At 75.7% G+C, this 16,972-nt stretch carries 17 protein-coding genes, 1 pseudogene and 1 riboswitch; of the genes and pseudogenes, 4 read left to right on the top strand and 14 right to left on the bottom strand.

From position 1 onward, the window contains the following. Nucleotides 1-33: 33 nt before the first annotated feature. On the bottom strand, nucleotides 34-951 hold the full coding sequence (locus tag AC5L34_RS05375) for an EamA family transporter (protein ID WP_441173706.1): 918 nt from the start codon (nucleotides 949-951) through the stop codon (nucleotides 34-36). A gap of 121 nt (nucleotides 952-1,072) precedes the next feature. After that, a riboswitch (cobalamin riboswitch) is annotated at nucleotides 1,073-1,247 on the top strand. 50 nt (nucleotides 1,248-1,297) lie between these two features. Between AC5L34_RS05375 and bluB the strand changes: the two genes are divergently transcribed. After that, entirely contained in the window at nucleotides 1,298-1,927 is a 630-nt protein-coding gene (gene bluB / locus AC5L34_RS05370) for a 5,6-dimethylbenzimidazole synthase (RefSeq protein WP_494823948.1), read from the top strand. Nucleotides 1,928-2,036: 109 nt separating this feature from the next. Further along, on the top strand, nucleotides 2,037-2,888 hold the full coding sequence (locus AC5L34_RS05365) for a Rieske (2Fe-2S) protein (RefSeq protein ID WP_441173704.1): 852 nt from the start codon (nucleotides 2,037-2,039) through the stop codon (nucleotides 2,886-2,888). 444 nt (nucleotides 2,889-3,332) lie between these two features. Here AC5L34_RS05365 and AC5L34_RS05360 read toward each other — a convergent pair. From AC5L34_RS05360 to AC5L34_RS05305, 12 genes and pseudogenes are all read right to left on the bottom strand, one after another. Then, nucleotides 3,333-4,340 (bottom strand): annotated as a pseudogene (locus AC5L34_RS05360) (LysM peptidoglycan-binding domain-containing protein); the annotation flags it as partial. A 15-nt stretch (nucleotides 4,341-4,355) separates the two neighbouring features. Beyond that, nucleotides 4,356-4,787, bottom strand: coding sequence for a pilus assembly protein TadG-related protein (locus AC5L34_RS05355; RefSeq protein ID WP_441173703.1), 432 nt, complete (start codon nucleotides 4,785-4,787; stop codon nucleotides 4,356-4,358). Further along, nucleotides 4,784-5,263: a TadE/TadG family type IV pilus assembly protein gene (locus AC5L34_RS05350; protein ID WP_494823946.1), complete on the bottom strand. Its 480-nt coding sequence runs from the start codon at nucleotides 5,261-5,263 to the stop codon at nucleotides 4,784-4,786. Before AC5L34_RS05350 ends, AC5L34_RS05355 begins: the two co-directional genes overlap by 4 nt. Then, nucleotides 5,248-5,676, bottom strand: coding sequence for a TadE/TadG family type IV pilus assembly protein (locus AC5L34_RS05345; RefSeq protein ID WP_494824199.1), 429 nt, complete (start codon nucleotides 5,674-5,676; stop codon nucleotides 5,248-5,250). The genes AC5L34_RS05350 and AC5L34_RS05345 overlap by 16 nt, the downstream gene beginning before the upstream one ends. 69 nt (nucleotides 5,677-5,745) lie before the next feature. Further along, entirely contained in the window at nucleotides 5,746-5,949 is a 204-nt protein-coding gene (locus AC5L34_RS05340; protein ID WP_250102226.1) for a hypothetical protein, read from the bottom strand. Nucleotides 5,950-5,975: 26 nt separating this feature from the next. Continuing rightward, a complete protein-coding gene (locus tag AC5L34_RS05335) occupies nucleotides 5,976-6,848 on the bottom strand; it encodes a type II secretion system F family protein (RefSeq protein WP_494824197.1) in 873 nt (290 codons plus the stop codon). Nucleotides 6,849-6,856: 8 nt separating this feature from the next. Continuing rightward, on the bottom strand, nucleotides 6,857-7,804 hold the full coding sequence (locus tag AC5L34_RS05330) for a type II secretion system F family protein (RefSeq protein WP_441173701.1): 948 nt from the start codon (nucleotides 7,802-7,804) through the stop codon (nucleotides 6,857-6,859). After that, a complete protein-coding gene (locus tag AC5L34_RS05325; protein WP_441173700.1) occupies nucleotides 7,765-9,300 on the bottom strand; it encodes a TadA family conjugal transfer-associated ATPase in 1,536 nt (511 codons plus the stop codon). Before AC5L34_RS05325 ends, AC5L34_RS05330 begins: the two co-directional genes overlap by 40 nt. Further along, the gene (locus AC5L34_RS05320) at nucleotides 9,290-10,090 is read right to left on the bottom strand and encodes a CpaE/TadZ family protein (RefSeq protein ID WP_441173699.1); all 801 of its coding nucleotides are present in this window, start codon (nucleotides 10,088-10,090) and stop codon (nucleotides 9,290-9,292) included. Before AC5L34_RS05320 ends, AC5L34_RS05325 begins: the two co-directional genes overlap by 11 nt. 2 nt (nucleotides 10,091-10,092) lie before the next feature. Beyond that, nucleotides 10,093-10,752 carry an SAF domain-containing protein gene (locus tag AC5L34_RS05315; RefSeq protein WP_494823944.1) on the bottom strand — a complete coding sequence of 220 codons (660 nt, stop codon included), beginning with the start codon at nucleotides 10,750-10,752 and terminating at the stop codon, nucleotides 10,093-10,095. Next, nucleotides 10,749-11,735 (bottom strand): hypothetical protein, encoded by a 987-nt coding sequence (locus AC5L34_RS05310; RefSeq protein ID WP_494824196.1) that lies wholly within the window; start codon nucleotides 11,733-11,735, stop codon nucleotides 10,749-10,751. The genes AC5L34_RS05315 and AC5L34_RS05310 overlap by 4 nt, the downstream gene beginning before the upstream one ends. Before the next feature lie 14 nt (nucleotides 11,736-11,749). Continuing rightward, complete coding sequence (locus AC5L34_RS05305; RefSeq protein ID WP_441173697.1) at nucleotides 11,750-12,316, bottom strand: hypothetical protein; 567 nt, start codon at nucleotides 12,314-12,316, stop codon at nucleotides 11,750-11,752. A gap of 613 nt (nucleotides 12,317-12,929) precedes the next feature. On the opposite strand from AC5L34_RS05305, the gene AC5L34_RS05300 reads away from it, so the two are divergent. Next, the gene (locus AC5L34_RS05300; RefSeq protein WP_494824194.1) at nucleotides 12,930-13,682 is read left to right on the top strand and encodes a prepilin peptidase; all 753 of its coding nucleotides are present in this window, start codon (nucleotides 12,930-12,932) and stop codon (nucleotides 13,680-13,682) included. 68 nt (nucleotides 13,683-13,750) lie between these two features. On the opposite strand, the gene AC5L34_RS05295 is transcribed toward AC5L34_RS05300, so the two are convergent. Further along, complete coding sequence (locus AC5L34_RS05295) at nucleotides 13,751-14,389, bottom strand: phosphatase PAP2 family protein (RefSeq protein WP_441173696.1); 639 nt, start codon at nucleotides 14,387-14,389, stop codon at nucleotides 13,751-13,753. Nucleotides 14,390-14,561: 172 nt separating this feature from the next. On the opposite strand from AC5L34_RS05295, the gene AC5L34_RS05290 reads away from it, so the two are divergent. Beyond that, a complete protein-coding gene (locus AC5L34_RS05290; protein ID WP_494823941.1) occupies nucleotides 14,562-16,967 on the top strand; it encodes a glycoside hydrolase family 65 protein in 2,406 nt (801 codons plus the stop codon). Nucleotides 16,968-16,972 lie beyond the last annotated feature (5 nt).

Raw genomic sequence — 16,972 nt, 5'->3', positions numbered from 1 at the left:
ATGCCCCCGGCGGTGCCGGCGGCGCCAGGGGTGTCAGCGCGGGGCGGGCCGGGCCGGGCGGACCAGGGTGGCGCCCAGCGCGGCGCCGACCACGCAGGCCACCCCGGCGGCCTGCGGCCAGGCCAGCAGTTCGCCCAGCAGCACCAGCCCGACCAGCGCGCCGATCGCCGGCTCCAGGCTGAGCAGGATCGCGAAGACGCGGGCCGGCATCCGGCGCAGCGCCGCCATCTCCGCCGAGTACGGCAGCACCGACGACAGCAGCGCCACCGCCGCGCCCAGCGCGAGGGTCCACGGGTCGAGCAGGGCCGTGCCGCTGCCGGCGACCCCGAACGGCAGCACGGCCAGCGCGGCGACGGCCATCCCCAGCGCGAGGCCCCGGCTGCCCGGCACCCGGGCGCTGACCGCCTTGCCGAGCAGCACGTAGCCGGCCCAGCCCACCGCGACGGCCACGCAGCACAGCAGCCCCAGCCGGTCCACCCCCGTCCCGCCGAGCCCGCTGATCAGCAGCACCCCGCCGCCGGCCAGCGCCGCCCATGCCACGTCGGCGAGCCGGCGGCTGGCGGCCAGCGACACCAGCAGCGGCCCGGCGAAGCCGATGGTGACCGCGACGCCCAACGGCACCCGGTCCAGGGCCGCGTAGAAGGCGAGGTTCATCACCGCCAGGGCCAGCCCGAACGCCGCGACCAGACCGGCGGTACACCAGCCCAGGCGCAGCCCCGGCCGGGCAAGGACGAGCAGGATGAGCGCGGCGAAGCCGAGCCGCAGCGTGGTGGTGCCGCTCGCACTGGTGCTGCCGAAGAGCTGCTTGGCGACGGCCGCGCCGACCTGGGTGGAGAGCATGCCGAGCAGCATCAGCAGCGGGGGCGGCACGGCCCGGGGCTGCCCCAGCGCGAGCGTCAGTCGGGTCGCCGGTCGACCGGCCGGCAGCGGGCGGGAGGAGAGTGCGTACACGCGGACCACAGTGGTACCGGAGCGTGCGGCCCGCGACCGGATTTTCACTGCTGCGGGTGCAGTGCGCCGCCCGCCGGACCGGGGCGGGCCGGGCGGCGCTAGCATCGCCGACGGCACGATCATGTGAGGTGCCCCGCGCGAGCGGGGAGAATCGGGAAGCCGGTGCGAATCCGGCACGGGCCCGCCGCGGTGACCGGGGAGCCACCGTCCACGCGTACGCGCAGCCACTGGCCCGCCCGGGCCGGGAAGGCGGACGGCCAGGCGTCGATCCGGGAGTCCGAAGACCGGCCTCGCGTCCGGTGCCCGCGTCCGGCGTGGCGTGGGCCGAGCGCAGCGGGAGCCTGCCTTGGATCTGTACGACGTCATCCACCGCCGTCGGGACGTACGCGCCCAGTTCACCGGGGCGCCGGTGCCCGAGGAGACGCTGCACCGGGTGCTGGCGGCGGCGCACGCCGCGCCGAGCGTCGGCTACTCGCAGCCCTGGGACTTCGTCGTGGTGCGCGACCCGGAGCTGCGCCGCCGGTTCCACGAGCACGTGCACACCGAGCGGGACGCCTTCGCCGCGACGCTCGACGGGGAGGCGGCCGAGCGGTTCGCCCGCATCAAGATCGACGGTGTCCTGGAGTCGACGCTGTCGGTGGTGGTCACCCACGACCAGGCCCGGGGCGGCCCCGCCGTGCTCGGCCGGCACGCCATCGCCGACACCGGGCTCTACTCGACCTGCCTCGCCATCCAGAACCTCTGGCTCGCCGCGACCGCCGAGGGGCTCGGGGTGGGCTGGGTGTCGTTCTACCGGGAGCCCTGGCTCGCCGAGCTGCTCGGCATCCCCGACGGGATCCGGCCGGTGGCGTGGCTCTGCCTCGGGCCGGTCACCCACTTCGAGGCGGTACCCGACCTCGCCCGGCACGGCTGGCGGCAGAAGCGCCCGCTGGTCGAGGCGATCCACCACGACCGCTGGGCGGCACGGGAGCGCTGACCTCGGTGGGGGCGTCCCGTTACGGGCCGGCGGGGCGCTCCTCACGTACCGCTGCGGATCCGTCACCGCCGACCGGTTTGCGGCGGCTCCTGCCGGGAAGTCGGTACGGGTGCGAGCACTCCTGACGAAGATCGAACAGGCATCCGGTCTGGACCGGGTCGGCGACCGGTTGCAGCGCGCCGTCCAGGCCACCCTCCGACCGCAGCGGGTCCGTGACCTGCTGCACGGCGTGTGGCTGGGCCATCCGCTGCACCCGGCGATGGTGCAGGTGCCGGTCGGGGCGTGGATCAGCACGGCGGTGCTGGACCTCATGCCGGGGCAGCGCCGGGCCGCCACCACGCTCTGCGCGGTGGGCACCGTCAGCGCCCTCCCGGCCGCCGTCGCCGGCCTCAACGACTGGGCGGCACTGGCCCGCGACCAGCGGCGGGTCGGCCTGGTGCACGCCGCGTCCAACAGCGTCGGCCTGGCGTTCTACGCCGGCTCGGTGGCCGCCCGGATGACCGGCCGGCACAACCTCGGCCGTACGCTCGGCTTCCTCGGGCTCGGTGCGGCCAGCATGGGGGCGTACATCGGGGGGCACCTCGCGTACAAGCAGGGCGCCCAGGTCAACCAGAGCATCTCCGAGCTGCACCGGATGAGCGACGGGTGGCACTCCCTCGCCGACATGGCCACCCTGCCGCAGCGTCAACTGATCACCCGGGAGGTCGACGACGTCTCGGTGATCCTCTACCGGCACGGCGACGAGGTGACCGTCATGCTGGAGCGCTGCCCGCACCAGAGCGGTCCGCTGGGCGAGGGCGAGGTGCAGGAGATCGACGGGCACGCGTGCGTGGTCTGCCCGTGGCACGGCAGCGCGTTCCGCCTCAACGGCGGCGAGGTGGTGCACGGCCCGTCCGGCAACGACCAGCAGGTCCTGCCGACCCGCATCGTCGACGGCGTCCTGGAGACCCGTCTTCCCTGACCGGCCCCGGCCGCCGGCACCTCCGGCCACGGCCTTCCGGCCGCCGCGCCCCGGCTTCCCGGCCGCTGGCGGCCCCGGCCTTCCCGGTGTCGATCAAAAAGGTTCGGGTCACGGGCGGCGGTGACGGCCGATCGAGGTGTCGCGGGCCGAGCCCGGGTGGGCCCGGCCGGCCGGCGGGTTGGCGACGGGCTGGACGGGGCCGTGACGGGTGCCCGCGGTCAGTTCGTCGTAGGCGTCGGCGCCGGTGGCCGCACCGGGGGCGGGCGTGATCGCGCGACCGTGGCCGGTGGGGTGCGCGGAACCCTGACCGGTCGGGCGTACGTAGGTGCCGGTGCCCGTACCGCCCCGGCCGACCCCGATCGTGCTGCCGTACGCGGTGGTGGCGGCACCCCGGTGACCCGCGCCGCGCTGGGTCGTGGTGGTGCCCCGGCGAGCGGTGGCGCCCCGGCGGGCGGCGGTCGTGACCCGGCCCGCGCCGGCCGGTACGTGACCCGGGCGGCGACGTAGGCCCAGGACCGCGCCGATCTGCGCGCCGACGATGCTCGCGACCGCCAGGACGGCGGAGACCGCGAGAGGCCGGTTCACCCGATCGGGGTCGCCGGCCCGGGCGGCTCCCACCGTCACGGTCGGGGCCTCACCGGCGTTCGTTCCCGCAGGGGGCGGCACGGGGGCCTCGGCTGCCGGCGGAGGCGGCGTCGCCCGCTCCGGGGCAGCCTGCCCAGGTGCCGGGCGAGCGGGTGCCGGGCGAGCGGGCTCGGGTGGGGTCGGGCGGGCGACGAGGCGGCCGGTGGCGTGCCGGCGGGCACCCCGGTCCTCGGCGTCCCCGGGCAGCTTCAGCAGCTGACCCGGGTGGATCCGGTCGGGGTCGCCGAGCCGGTTCAGCTCGGCCAGCTCCCGGTAGTCGGCGAACCCGTCCAGGTAACGCCGGGCTACGGCGCCCAGGTGGTCGCCCCGGGCCACCCGGTAGACCGCCTGAGCGTCGTCGGAGGTGACCGGGGCGGACGAGGCGACCGTTGCCGGCGCCGCCGGCAGGGCGTACGGGCCGGTCATCGCCGTCGCGGCGCTCGCCGCCGGGCTGGCCGCGAGGATCAGCGCGACCGAACCGACCAGCGCGGCGGCGGCCCGCTGCTGGCGACTCATCCCGGGCAGCCGGGGCGCGGGTCGGCGCAGCGTCTGCGCGCCGAGCTCGACCAGCACGGAGAAGGCGAACGTGGCCCAGCCGAACCAGCCGGCCAGCGCCAGCGCCCGCAGGAAGAGCCGCCCGTCGTCGCGGCTGGTCAGCGTCGAGCCGACCTCGGCGAGGGTGGGCAGGTGGTCGGGCAGCGGATTGCCGGCGAGGGCGAGCAGCGCCACCGGCGCGCCGACCAGCACCGCGCAGAGCACGACGAGCGCGCCGAACCCGGTCAGGATGCGTCCGGTCCGCCGTACGGCGGAACGCCCCGATGCGGCCATGGCTGCCTTCCCTTCCTACGGTGCCCCGGTGAGCGGCCGCGCGGTCGCCTCGCCGGAGACGGTGACGGTCTCGTCGAAGCCGAACAGGCCGAGCATGGCTCGGCGGTGCGTGACGGTGACGCGTACCCGGACCCGGGTCTCACCGTCGACGACCGGGAAGCTGACGGCGTGGCCGGCGGCGCCGGCGGCGGACAGATAGTCGGCGACGGCCCGGCGGGCCTGGGGACGGTTGATCCGGGTCGGCCCGCCCTCGATGGCGGTGGCCCGGTCGATGGCCTGGCCCCCGGCGCGGGCGGCCTCGGCCGCGAGGTTGTCGGCCCGCTGCAACGTACGCAGCTGGCCCGCGCCGTCGAAGGCCAGGCCGATGACGGAGAGCACGCCGACCATCGCCACGGCGAGGAAGACGCTCACCCGGCCCTGGTCGTGCCGGCCGGCCGTGGCGGTCATCCCCGGCTCCGGTAGCGGTCCAGCGGCGACGTGAAGCTCGCCGACACGCGCTTGCTCGCGGGCATCCCCGGCAGGACGGACAGGCGCAGGTCCCCGTAGGAGACCGTGCACGCGATGCGGACCGTGACCGAGGCGTCCTGCCCGGCCGGGCTGCGGAACGCCGCGTCGAAGCTGGTGGGGGCGCCGCGCACCGCGCCGCTGAACGTCACCTCGGGAGTGCCGGCGCAGTTCAGGCCGCGCCAGTCGAGCTGCCGGCGGGCCGCGTCCCGGGCCCCGGCGCGGGCGGTACGGGCGTCGCGGGAGATCGAGGCGGCGCGGGCGGCGTCGTGGGCGGCGGCGTCGATCGCCTCGGCGGCCACGGCCGTACGCCCGGCGACGCCGGCCAGGACGATCAACGCGATGAAGGCCGGGGCGAGCACCGCCACCTCGATCGAGACCGAGCCCCGCTCGGCGGTACGGCTCACGGCGTCGTCCACCGTTCCACGGTCCCGTGCGCGGTCTGGCGTACGGGGAAGCTGACCCCGGGGACGACCGACAGGGACCGACCACGCACCGTGCAGGTCACCTCGGTCGCGGCGGTCAGGCAGCTCGGTGCGGGATCCTCCCAGCCGACCAGCCAGCCGCCCGAGGCCCGCAGGAACCGGACGGCGCGGGCCTCACCGGCCCCCGCCGGCGCCTGGTGCAGCCGCTGCGCGTTGACCCCGCTCTGCGCGGCGTTGAGCGCCGTGGAGCGGGCGACGAACCAGGCCGCAGTCTGGATCGAGGCGAAGAGCAGCAGCAGGATCGCCGGCATGGCCACCGCCAGCTCGACCGGGTTGGCCCCCCGTTCGGCCCCGCCGGCCCCGAGCCGCCGGACGGCGTCCGCGCCGAACCCCCGGAGGGTGGCCAGGGCGGTACGCCGGGCGACGGTGGCCGCCCGGCGTACCGGGGTGGGGTCCGCTCGGCGCACGGCCCGGCGTTACTTCGGGTCCTGGTGGGTGGGGATGTTGTCCATCCAGTCGTTGGCGGCGCCGAGGGCGGCGGCGGTGACCGCCATCGCGACGGCGACCAGACCGAAGATGATCACTGCGGTGGGTACGGGGCTGTCGCCCCGCTCGCCGTCCTCGCGCAGCTCGGCCAGGCGTGTCGTCAGCGCGACGTGCAGGCGGGTGATGACGGACATGACGTGCTCCTTCTCTCGGGGTCGGATCACAGGCGGGCGATGAACGGATAGACGGCGAAGCCGAGCAGGACGAAGACCAGCAGCGCCCCGGGGATGTCGAGCCGGCTGGTCACCCCCTCGGCCCGGGCCAGGTTGTCGGTGCGGATCTGGTCGCGCAGCGAGTCGGCGCGGCTGCGCAGGGTCTCGTGCACCTGCGCGCCCTCGCTGCCCGAGGCGCGCATGATCGCGCCGACGTCGCCCAGTTCCGGGATACCGATCCGGTCTGCGAGGTCGCGCAGCTCGTCCCACGGCGAGTGCATCTGCATCTGCGCGATCCGCAGGGCCTCGGAGATGCGGTCGAAGACCCAGCCGTCGCAGACCGCCGCCGCCCGTTCCAGCGACTGCACCGGCCCGTGCGCGGCGGAGAGTTGGAGGGCGACGAGGTCGAGGTAGGTGCAGACCGCCTGGCGGAACTCGTCGCGCGCCTTGTCCGCCCGGTCCAGCACCGACCGGTGCGCGACGAGGGCGCAGAGCAGCGCCAGCCCGAGGCTGCCGAGCACGGGTACGACCACCGGCAGCCGGACGCCGACGGCGAACAGGGTGACGCCGAGCAGCGTCGGCGCGGCGAGCCCGATCAGCGCGGAGAGCAGCATCGACAGGGCGTACTGCTCGGGCGACCGGTCGATCAGGGCGAGCTGTCGGTGCGGTGGCCGCAGCCAGCGGGACAGCCCGGTGAGCCACTCCAGCCGCCGGTCGGCGGGCGCGGTGAGCTGCCCGACGCCGGCCGGTTGGTGCAGCCGGCGCAGCGCGGGCCCGAGCGCGGGGGTGGCCGGCACCAGCTCGCGGACCACCAGGAAGGCGCCCAGCCCGACCGTCGCCCCGGCGCAGACGGCGACGGCGAGCTGCCAGTTGAGGACCACGGAACCGATCACGCGAGCACCTCTTCCGGTTCCGGGGCCGGCAGGAAGCGCGCGGGCCGGCGCGGCTGGCTCATCGACCGCACCCAGGCCAGCAGGCCGACGAAGGCCGCGCCGAGCGCCGCCATCACGAGCTGCCCGAAGGGCGTGCCGTACGGGCTGATGTATTCGGTGTTGAGCAGCCCGTACGCGACGGTGGCCAGGGTCATCCCGGTGAGGAAGCGGACCGCGAAGCGGGGCTGGGTGCGCTTCGCCTCGATCTCGCGGCGGGTGGCGACCTCGGCCGCCGCCGCGTGCGCGATCGAGCCGAGCACGTCGCCGAGGCGTTCGCCCCGGTCGGTCACGTGCAGGATCAGCGCCGCCACCACCTGGTCGCAGACCGGGTCGCCGATATCGTCGGCGAAGGCGAGCAGCGCGGAGCGGGCCAGCCAGCCGGCCTGGAGACGGGCGGCGAGCAGCCGTACCTCCTCCTGGATCTCCTCCGGCGCGGTGGTGACCGTGCCGATGATGGTCTGCTGGAGCCCCTGGCCCGTGGCGGAGACGTCCTTGAGTCGGCGGGTCCACTCGCCGACCGCCTCGATACGGGCGATGGCTCGCTGCTCGGCCTTGCCGACGGAGAACAGCCACGGGGTGCCCGGGACGGCCACCGCGACCAGCAGCCCGACCACCGGCAGTCCGGTGACGAGGAAGGCCAGCGCGCCCGCGACCAGGGCGCCGACCAGCAGTGCCTGGTGGGCCCGCTGTTCGCGCGGGTTGGCGCTCGGGCCCTTCCACAGCCGGCCCAGGCCCCGGCCCGCGCCGGGTCCGCCGCCGGGCGGTCGGCGGGTGCCGACCAGCGCGACGACCGCCAGCAGCAGCCCCGCGACGCAGGCGGCCCCGGAGGCCACCGCGACGAGTTCGACGTTGTCCAGCACCGACGTCACCGCCGTCCGAGCCGGGTGTGCCGGGGCCGCCGCCACGCGCCCGTGCCGGCCTCGATCCACCGGCTGAGCAGCCGGGCGTCGTAGCCGACGCGCAGGAGCTGGGCGCGGATCCGCTCGGGCAGGTGCCGGGGTACGGCCCGACCGTCCGGCCCGGGCCCGAACACCTGGGTGGTGGTGATCCGGTTGCCGTCGCCGACGCCGATGACCTCTTCGACGTGCGAGACGAAGCGGTGCTTGCGCCCGCCGATCGCGGTCTCGTCCTCGACGGTGACGTAGACGATCAGGTCGAGCGCGTTGCCGGCCATCCGGCGGGCCTGGTCGACGGTCATCTCCCGGCCGTGTGCGAGCGCCAGCTCGATGATCCGCTCGCTGACCCCGGCGGGCGTACGGGCGTGGATGGTGCACATCGAACCGCGGCTGGTCGTCATGGCCTGGAGCATCGGGACGATCTCCCGGGACCGGACCTCGCCGACGATGATCCGCAGCACGCCCATCCGCAGGGAGACCGGGATCAGGTCGGCGATGCTCACCTCGCCGGCCGGGCGGCCGTCCGCCCCGCGCTCGCCGTGCCCCTCCCGGGCCTCGAAGCTCATCACCGCCCGGTGCTTGAGCCGGCGGCGGGCCGGCAGCAGCTCGCGGCTCTCCTCCAGCAGCACGTACGGCTCGTCGGCCGGGATCTCGTCCATCAGCGCCCGGATCACGGTCGTCTTCCCGGCGCCCGCGAGGCCCGCCACCATGATGTTCAGCCCGGCGCGCATGGACGCGCGGAGGAAGTCGCGCACCAGCGGGTCGACCATCTCGTCCAGGTCGCCCCGGCCACCGGCGAGGTCGTCGAGGCTCACGTCGAGGGTGTTGTGCTTGCGGATCACCGCGTACGGGCGGTGGCTGACCAGGAACACCGCGGCGAGCCGGCTGCCGTCGGGCAGTTGCAGGTCGAGGGTGGGCTTGGAGGTCGACAGCGAACGCTCGGTGGCCCCGGCCCGGCGGGCCGCCGCCTGGAGGATCTCCACCAGCTCGTCGTCGCTGTCGGCGATCGGCTCCACCCAGTCGACCCCGCCGCCGTGCCGGGTGACGCGCACCTGGTCGCAGCCGAGGATGTGCACCTCCTCGATGGTGTCGTCGACCAGCAGCGTCTGGAGGCGGCCGAGCCCGGCCAGCTCGGCGGTCACCTGGTCGAGCAGGATCCGCTCCTCGCCGGCCGCCATCGGGGTGCCGGCCCGGCGCACCGCGTCGGCGTACTCGGCCACCACCGTCACCGCGAGCCGGGCGCGCTCGGTGTCCTCCTCGTCGACGGTGAACTCCCGCCCGCGCTGCCACAGGGCGAGCCGTTCGCTGAGTTCCCGGCGCAGCTCGCGGACCACCTGGAAGTCGACCCGGGCGCGGGGCGGGGGCTGCTCCGGCCGCGGCGCGGTGACCGGCACCGGAAGCGGCACGGGATGGTGGCGCCCGTTGGGCGGGGCCAGCGGCGGGGCGGTCGAGGTGGCGCCGGGCGGCTGTCGGCGGGGGTCGCCGGAGACCGGTTCAAACCGCATCCGGTACCCCCTGCGACACGGGCCAGGCCAGCCGGGCGCGCCGGCGTTCCAGCAGCGCCCCGACCGGCACCTCCAGGGCCCCGGCCGCGCGCATCAGGGGCCGCCCGGCCCGCACCGTGCCGCCGAGGCTGAGCACCTCGGCCGTACGCGGGTCGTGCGGCAACCGGGCGATGACCGGCAGCCGCAGGGCCTTGCTGACCTCCCCGCTGCCGTGGCCGTCGCCGACCAGCAGCAGGCGCAGGGTGCCCGACGGCACCCGGTGCTCGGCGAAGTCCCGCTCGATCGTCCTGACCATCGCCCGGGTGCCGGAGAGGTCGGGGAGTCGGGCGCCGCTGACCACCAGCACCACCGAGGCGGCGCGCAGGACGGGCCACGGTGGACCGACGACGTGCAGCCGCCCGCAGTCCACCACCACGTCGTACGGCGGGTCGCCGCCCTCCAGGGCGCCGAAGAAGTCGGCGAACCGCTGCCAGAGCGGGATGACGCTGCCGGCCTGGACGGGATCGACGACGCCGGGCAGCAGCAGCCGCTCCCGCTTCGGCGCGTCCAGGTCGACCAGCTGCGACCAGAACGCCGACTCCAGGTTGCCGTCGCGTAGTTCCCCGACCGCCAACTCGCCGATGCCCCGGGGGCCGTCGAGCGCGCCGCCCAGGTAGCCGGCGAGGATCGAGCCGCCGGCCGGGTCGCACTCGGCCAGCACCAGCCGCCGGTGCCAGCTCAGGGCGCAGGCCAGGGCGGTGGTGGTGACGCCCGGCGAGCCCTTCGCCGACACCAGCGCGATGATCGCCATCCTCAGGCCGCCTCGGTCAGTACGAGGGCGATGCGCTCCTGGCTGGACAACGCGACGACGGCCGGCACGTCCCGGACGGCGAGCGCCAGGTAGACCACCACCTCGTCGTCCCGGTCGGACGTGACGGCGTCGATGACCGTCGCCTCGAACCGGGTGGCGGCGCCGGCCGGGCGGTCGTCGTTGCCGTCCGGCGTGCTCACGAGCAGGACCTTGTCGCCCGGGTGGAGCCTGCGGGCGGGCACCTCGGCGGGGCCCAGTCCCAGCGCGAGCTGCTGCTGACCGGGCCCGAGCAGCGGGGCGTCGGTGAGCTGGGCCATGGTCAGCAGCGTGCCGGGGGTCAGCGACACGGCGGCCCGCTTGCCGACCACCTCGTCGAGCCGGCCGGCGGGCACCGGGGACAGCCCCTGACCGCCGGCCACCTGCACCGGGACCAGGTCGTCGGCGCTGATCTGCCGGCCGACCTCGACCGGCCGGGCCACCGCCAGGTAGCTGCCGGTGGCGCGTACCGAGGTGACCGCGAACGCCGCCCCGAGGCCGCCGAGGGCGATCAGCAGCACGGCCAGGCCGAGCAGCCCGGGCCGCATCCGGCGCTGCCGGACCACCCTGGGCGGGGCGACCGGCGCGTCCACCGGTCCCGTTCCGTTGCGGGTCGCCACACTCATTGAGCCACCACCTGTAGTTCGTTGATCCGGACCGGCACCGTGCCCGTCGTCCGGTTGACCGGGATGACCCCGTTCTGACCGCCGCCCTCCCAGGTCACCGTCCAGTACGTCGTGGCGCGTACCCGGTAGTCGCCGGCCTTCGGGTAGCCGCTGTGGTAACCGCAGTCGGGGGACCGGCGACCGGCGAGCGGGCCGTCGGCCCGGTACGGGGTGCCGGCGCCCCGGCAGGTGACCTTCCGGCCGTCGCCCATGTCCCAGACGATCCGGTCGAACGTCGCCGTGATCCGTACGGTCAGACCCCGGTCGGTCTCCGACGCCTGCTGGACCGGCCCGAAGTACTTCCGCTCGTCGTTCCTGCCCCACATCCAGACCGGCAGCCCGACCAGGCCGGGACCGTTGCTGCGGCGGGGGGCGACCGCGATCCGGGGCGCCGCGATGGTGATCTTCGCCAGCGCCCGGCGGGCGAGTTCCTCGGGGTCGGGCGGTGCGCCGAAGCCGGGCGGCGGGGTGTCCCGCAGGACGTTGGTCTGGGTGCCGGTGTCGCCGCCGTTGCAGGTGCGCGTGTACCACCGCTGGCCCTCGGGTGCCTCGGGCTGCGGCTCGGCGATCTTGTAGTAGCAGCCGTCGCCGTTGTTGAACCAGCCGAGCACGTCGTCGTAGCACTTGACGGTGCGGCCGTTCCACTGGCACTTGCCGCCGCCGCCCCCGCCACCCGGGTCGCCGCCCCCGCCGTCGCCCCCGCCGCCGGGGTCGCCGGGGTCGCCAGGGGTGCCGGGGTCGTCGTCCCAGACGCTGCAGTCGCTCTGCCCCGGCGGACACTCCGCGCCGGGGTCCGCACGCCCGGCGGCGATCGCGGGCACGGCCGCCCCGAGCGCCAGCAGCAGGGCCAGGCCGGCGCCCGTGAGCGACCGGCGGGCCGCCCCGCCCCGGCCGTGCGTCGGATCGCCGGGCTCCGTCCGGCGTCCGTCCCCGGCGGTACGGATCCGTCCCGCCCGCGTCAGCACGGCAGGTCCTCGTGGGAGACGCCGGCGTTGATCAGCCAGCGACCGTCCGGGAAGCGGGTGGCGGTGGCGGTGGCCAGGTGCCGCGTGCCGCCGGTGCCGGGCACGACCCGCTTGTCCCTGGCGTAGACCAGCCGGTAGCCGGTGGCGTCCAGGCAGTCCTGGATCTCCACGGTGGGCGGGCTCGAATCCAGGCTCACCGAGGTCACGGTGGGGTCGGAGACCAACGTGCCGGTACGCATCGCGCCGTGCTCCTTCGCCTCGCGGATGGTCAGCCGGACCCGGGTCAGCAGCGGGTCGGCGAGGAACCGGGGCAACTCCGGATGGTGGGGATCGCCGCGTCCGCTCGCCGCGCGCGAGGCGGCGAGATATCCGGCGTACGCCTCCAGCGCCGCCCTCCTCGCCGCCTGTTCGTCGGCGGCCGGGCGGGTGGGGGCGGGTGCGTCCCCGGCGGTCGCCGCGCCCGGGTCCGGTCCGGGCTCGACGCCGCAGGCCGGGGCCGCGCCGAGCGCCGCGATGGCGAGCAGGCAGGTTGCCCATCGGCCGAACCGCCGTCCGCGCACGTCGTGCCTCCTCGGTGGGGACCCGGGGCCGGCGTGCCGACCTCCGGGCATGCGGCGGCGCGCCCGGAAGAGGTCGTCCGGACCTGTCGGAAAGCGCCGCTGCATTTACCCTTGTGGATCTATACGAATGCGATGTCCCGCTTCGTCTCGTCGTCTCGATGTGGGTTGCACCACACCCAAGGGGCGAGCATAGGCTGACGTTCGCCGATGCAACAGAGGCAATTCAATCGAACACCGTGAGTGATGAAGGGTGGTGGCGGCGGGTGGTAGCGGCTGGTGGGGGCGGGCGGTGCGGCGGGGGTCGGCGGGGCGGCCGGCGTGACGACGGCGTGGAAACCGCGCGCTGCGGGCAGAGCGGCATCGTGGCGGCGGGCTGTTGTCCCGGACGTGGCGGCTGGTCCGATCCGTCCCCCAGCGAATCGCACCGATATTCCGTTCGCATGGGATTCCCGCGCGGGTCGGTGCGCCATTTCCGCGCGCGGCGCGGTGCGGCGCGCGGGAGGGGCGGGGGTCGCCTCACCTGTCACTCGTCGGCACCTGGCCCGCTACCCTTCGTGTTCGTGTCCGGCGCGGCGGTCGGGGGGCGCTCGTGGCGCTGACCGGGCCACCGACGGTGGCGGGGCCGACCGCGCCGAAGCCCCCCGCGCGCGGGGGGCCGCTGCTCGCCGCGCTCGCGCTCGCCCCGGCGCTCCGACTCGCCGCGATCCGGCACGCCGTACCGCCGGGGGTGGCGGTCCGGACCGGGTGCGACAGGTGCGGCGCCCCGATCGGGCTGGCCCGGCCCTGGCCGGCGCTCGGCCCGACGGCCCGGTGCGGGCGGTGCGGGGCGCGCGTCGGCCCGCCGCCCGGCGCGGTGGAGTTCGCCGTCGTGGCGGCCGTCGGGGCGCTGGTGCTGCTCGGGCCGTCCGCCCCCGTGCTGGCGGCCACGGCCTGGTGGCTGGCCTGGGCGATCCCGCTGGTCTTCGTCGACGCGGCCGTGCGCCGGCTGCCGGACCGGCTCACCTGGCCCGCCGCGGGCGGGACCTGGCTGCTGCTGGGGCTGGCCGCCTTCGCGGGGGCCGGCCCGGGGCCCTGGCTGCGCGCCACAACGGCCGGCGTCGCGCTGGCGCTCTTCTTCGCCTCCACCACGCTGCTGCTCGGCCGGCGCGGGTTCGGCCTCGGCGACGCCAAGTTGGCGCTCGGCGTCGGCGCGCTGCTGGGCTGGTACGGCTGGGCCGTGCCGGTGGCCGGGCTGGTGTGCGCCCTGCTGCTCTCCGGGGCGGTGGGTATCGCGCTGCTGGCCACCCGCCGCGTCGGCTGGCGCAGCGACCTCCCCTTCGGCCCGTTCCTCGTCCTCGGCGCCCTCGCCGCCCTCCTCCTGCTCTGATCCGCCCTCCGCAGGCCGCCCTCCGCCCTGCGGGCGCAGGCCGCCCCGGTTCCGCGTACCCGCTGCGGTCAGCGGCGGGACGTCGGGGAGGCCGGGTCGCGGACGGGACGCTCCGCCTGGCGGGCGCGGCGGTGCAGCAGCCCGGCGGCGGGGCGCGCGAACAGCGGCGTGAGCAGCGCGGCGAACAGGGCGCCGAGCAGGACGCCGGCGAGCACGTCGTGCGGGTAGTGCACGCCGACGAAGGTGCGGGAGAACGCGGCCAGCGCCGCCAACGGCAGCGCCACCAGCCCGACGCGGCGGGACAGCAGCAGCGTCGCCACCGCCAGTCCGCCCGCGATGGTGGAGTGGTTGCTGGGGAACGACCAGTCGCCCGTCGGCGGGCACTCGCCGGCGATGATGGCGAGCTCGGTGGCGAGAGCCCGGCAGGGGCGTTCCTGGTCGACCACCGTCTTCAACAGCTCGCTGCACCCGTACGCGAGCACCACCGGCGCGGGCGACACCAGAGCGTACGCCCGGTCGCGCGGCCCGCCGCCGAGCCGGGACACGGCGGCGATCAGCCACAGCGCGCCGAGCAGCAGGATCGCGCCCTCGGTGAAGTGCTCGGCGAACCACTGCACCGGTTGCGGGGTGTCGGCGGCGAAGTCGACGATGTCCTGGTACCACTCGACACTGATCTCCGGAACATCCGGTGTGTCCACATCAACCATGATTCACCTCACCGATCGTTCATACCTCGTTTAGCTCCCAGACAACCCTGGAACATCTGGAAGTCGGGCGCAGTGTGCATTGGTCGGGGGACGACCCCGACCTTCGTCTCAGCGACCTCTCAGCCCGGTCTGCTTCGATTGGCCCCGGTACGTCGGACTCCCTGGAGGCGCAGTGCACGACACCCCCATCGCCGATCGGCCGCCGACCGGACCGGCCACGGGGGACGACGAGGCCTGGCGGATCCGGCGTACGGAGGGGGACATGGACCGCCTCGCCGAGACCGAGTCGATCTTCGCGTTGGGCAACGGCTGGGTCGGCTGGCGCGGCACCCTGGACGAGGGCAGGCCCTACGGGATGCCCGGCACCTACCTCAACGGCTTCCACGAGCGGCGCGAACTCGACTACCCCGAGGACGGCTACGCCTTCCCCCAGTTCAGCGACACGGTGATCAGCGCGCCGAACGCGGCCCTGATCCGGCTCTGGGTCGGCGGCGAGCCGCTGGACGTGCGCACCGGCACCCTGCGCACCCACGAGCGGGTGCTCGACCTGCGGGCCGGCGTGGTCGAGCGGCACACCGAGTGGATCTCACCGGCCGGGCACGGCGTACGCGTGCGCAGCGTCCGGCTCGTCTCCCTGGCCCGGCGCCCGGTGGCCGCCGTCCGGTGGTCCGTCGAGCCGCTGGACGACGCGGTCGAGGTGCGGGTCTGCGCCGACCTGCTCGCCAACGAGCGGGTGCCGGAGCGCTCCGACGACCCCCGCGCCGCCTCCGTGATCACCGACCCGCTGACCGCCGAGTACCGGCACTCCGACGGGTACGACGGCGTCCTCGTCCACCGCACCGGGCACAGCGAGCAGCGGGTCGCCGTGGCCGTCGCGCACGACGTGCGGGCCCCGGACGGCTTCGCCCCCGGCGTCGACTGCACCCCCGACCGGCTGCGCCTCACGCTGGTCGGGACGCTGCGCGCCGGGGAGCGGCTGCAACTGACCAAGTTCGCCGCGTACGAGTGCACCCCGGTGGACGCCGTGCCCCCGGCGGAGCTGGCCCGCCAGGTCGTGGCGGAGGCGGACGCGGCCCGCGCGGAGGGCTTCGACGCGCTGCTGGCCGGCCAGCGCGCGGCGCTGGACGTGGCCTGGCAGACCGCCGACGTGCAGCTCGACGGCGACGACGAACTCCAGCAGGCCATCCGGTTCTCGGTGTTCCACCTGCTCCAGGCGGGCCGGGCGGACGGCGACCGGACCATCCCCGCCAAGGGCCTGACCGGCAACGGCTACGACGGGCACGTGCTCTGGGACACCGAGGGCTACGTGCTGCCCGTGCTGACCTACCTCGACCCGCCGCTGGCCCGCTCGGCGCTGCGCTGGCGGCACGCCCACCTGCCGGAGGCCCGCGAGCGCGCGGCGGAGCTGCGGCTGACCGGGGCGAGCTTCCCGTGGCGCACCCTCGGCGGGCGGGAGTGCTCCGGCTACTGGCCGGCCGGCACGGCCGGGCTGCACCTCAACGCCGACGTCGCCGACGCGGTGCTGCGCTACGTCGCCGCCACCGGCGACGAGGAGTTCCTCGCCGGGGCCGGGCTGGAGCTGCTGGTCGAGACGGCCCGGCTCTGGCACGGCTTCGGCCACTGGTCCGACACGGGCACCTTCCACCTGCACGGCGTGACCGGTCCCGACGAGTACAGCGCCCTGGTCGACGACAACCTCTTCACCAACCTGATGGCCCGGCGCAACCTGCGCGGCGCCGCCGACGCCGCCGAGCGGCACCCCGAGGCGGCGGCCCGGCTCGGGGTCGAGGCGGCCGAGGTGTCGGCCTGGCGCGCGGCGGCCGACGCGGTGTTCATCCCGTACGACCGCAAGCGCGGGGTGCACCAGCAGTCGGCCGGCTTCACCGAGCAGCCGGAGTGGGACTTCGCCAACACCTTCGACGACGACTACCCGCTGCTGCTGCACTTTCCCTACCTGGAGCTGTACCGCAAGCAGGTGGTCAAGCAGGCTGACCTGGTGCTCGCCATGCAGCGCTGCCCGGGGGAGTTCACGGCCGACGAGAAGGCCCGCAACTTCGCCTACTACGAGGCGCGCACCGTGCGGGACTCGTCGCTGTCGGCCGCCCCGCAGGCCGTGCTCGCCGCCGAGGTCGGGCACCTCGACCTGGCGTACGACCTGTTCGCCGAGTCGGTGCTCCAGGACCTGGCGGACCTGGGCGACAAGACCGGCGACGGGCTGCACCTGGCGTCGCTGGCCGGGGCGTGGCTGGCCCTGGTGCAGGGCTTCGGCGGGCTGCGCGACGACCGGGGGGTGCTCTCCTTCGACCCCCGGCTGCCGGCGGCGATCGATCGGCTGGCCTTCAGCCTGCGCTGGCACGGCCACCGGCTGCGGGTCACCCTGACCTCCGGCGAGGCCCGCTACGAGCTGCCGGACGCCGACCCGGGGACCGGCATCGAGGTGTGGCACCACGGCGAGCCACTGCGGGTCACCGGCGCCGGGCCGGTGACCCGGCCGATGCCCGAGGTGCCCGATCCGGGGCCGGAGCCGCCCTCCCCGCCCGGCCGCCGCCCCACCCGCCGCTCCGCCGGCGACCGCTGAGGCGG

This window comes from Micromonospora sp. ZG13 (assembly GCF_059359355.1).
This window is presented reverse-complemented; position numbering and strand designations above follow the sequence as displayed.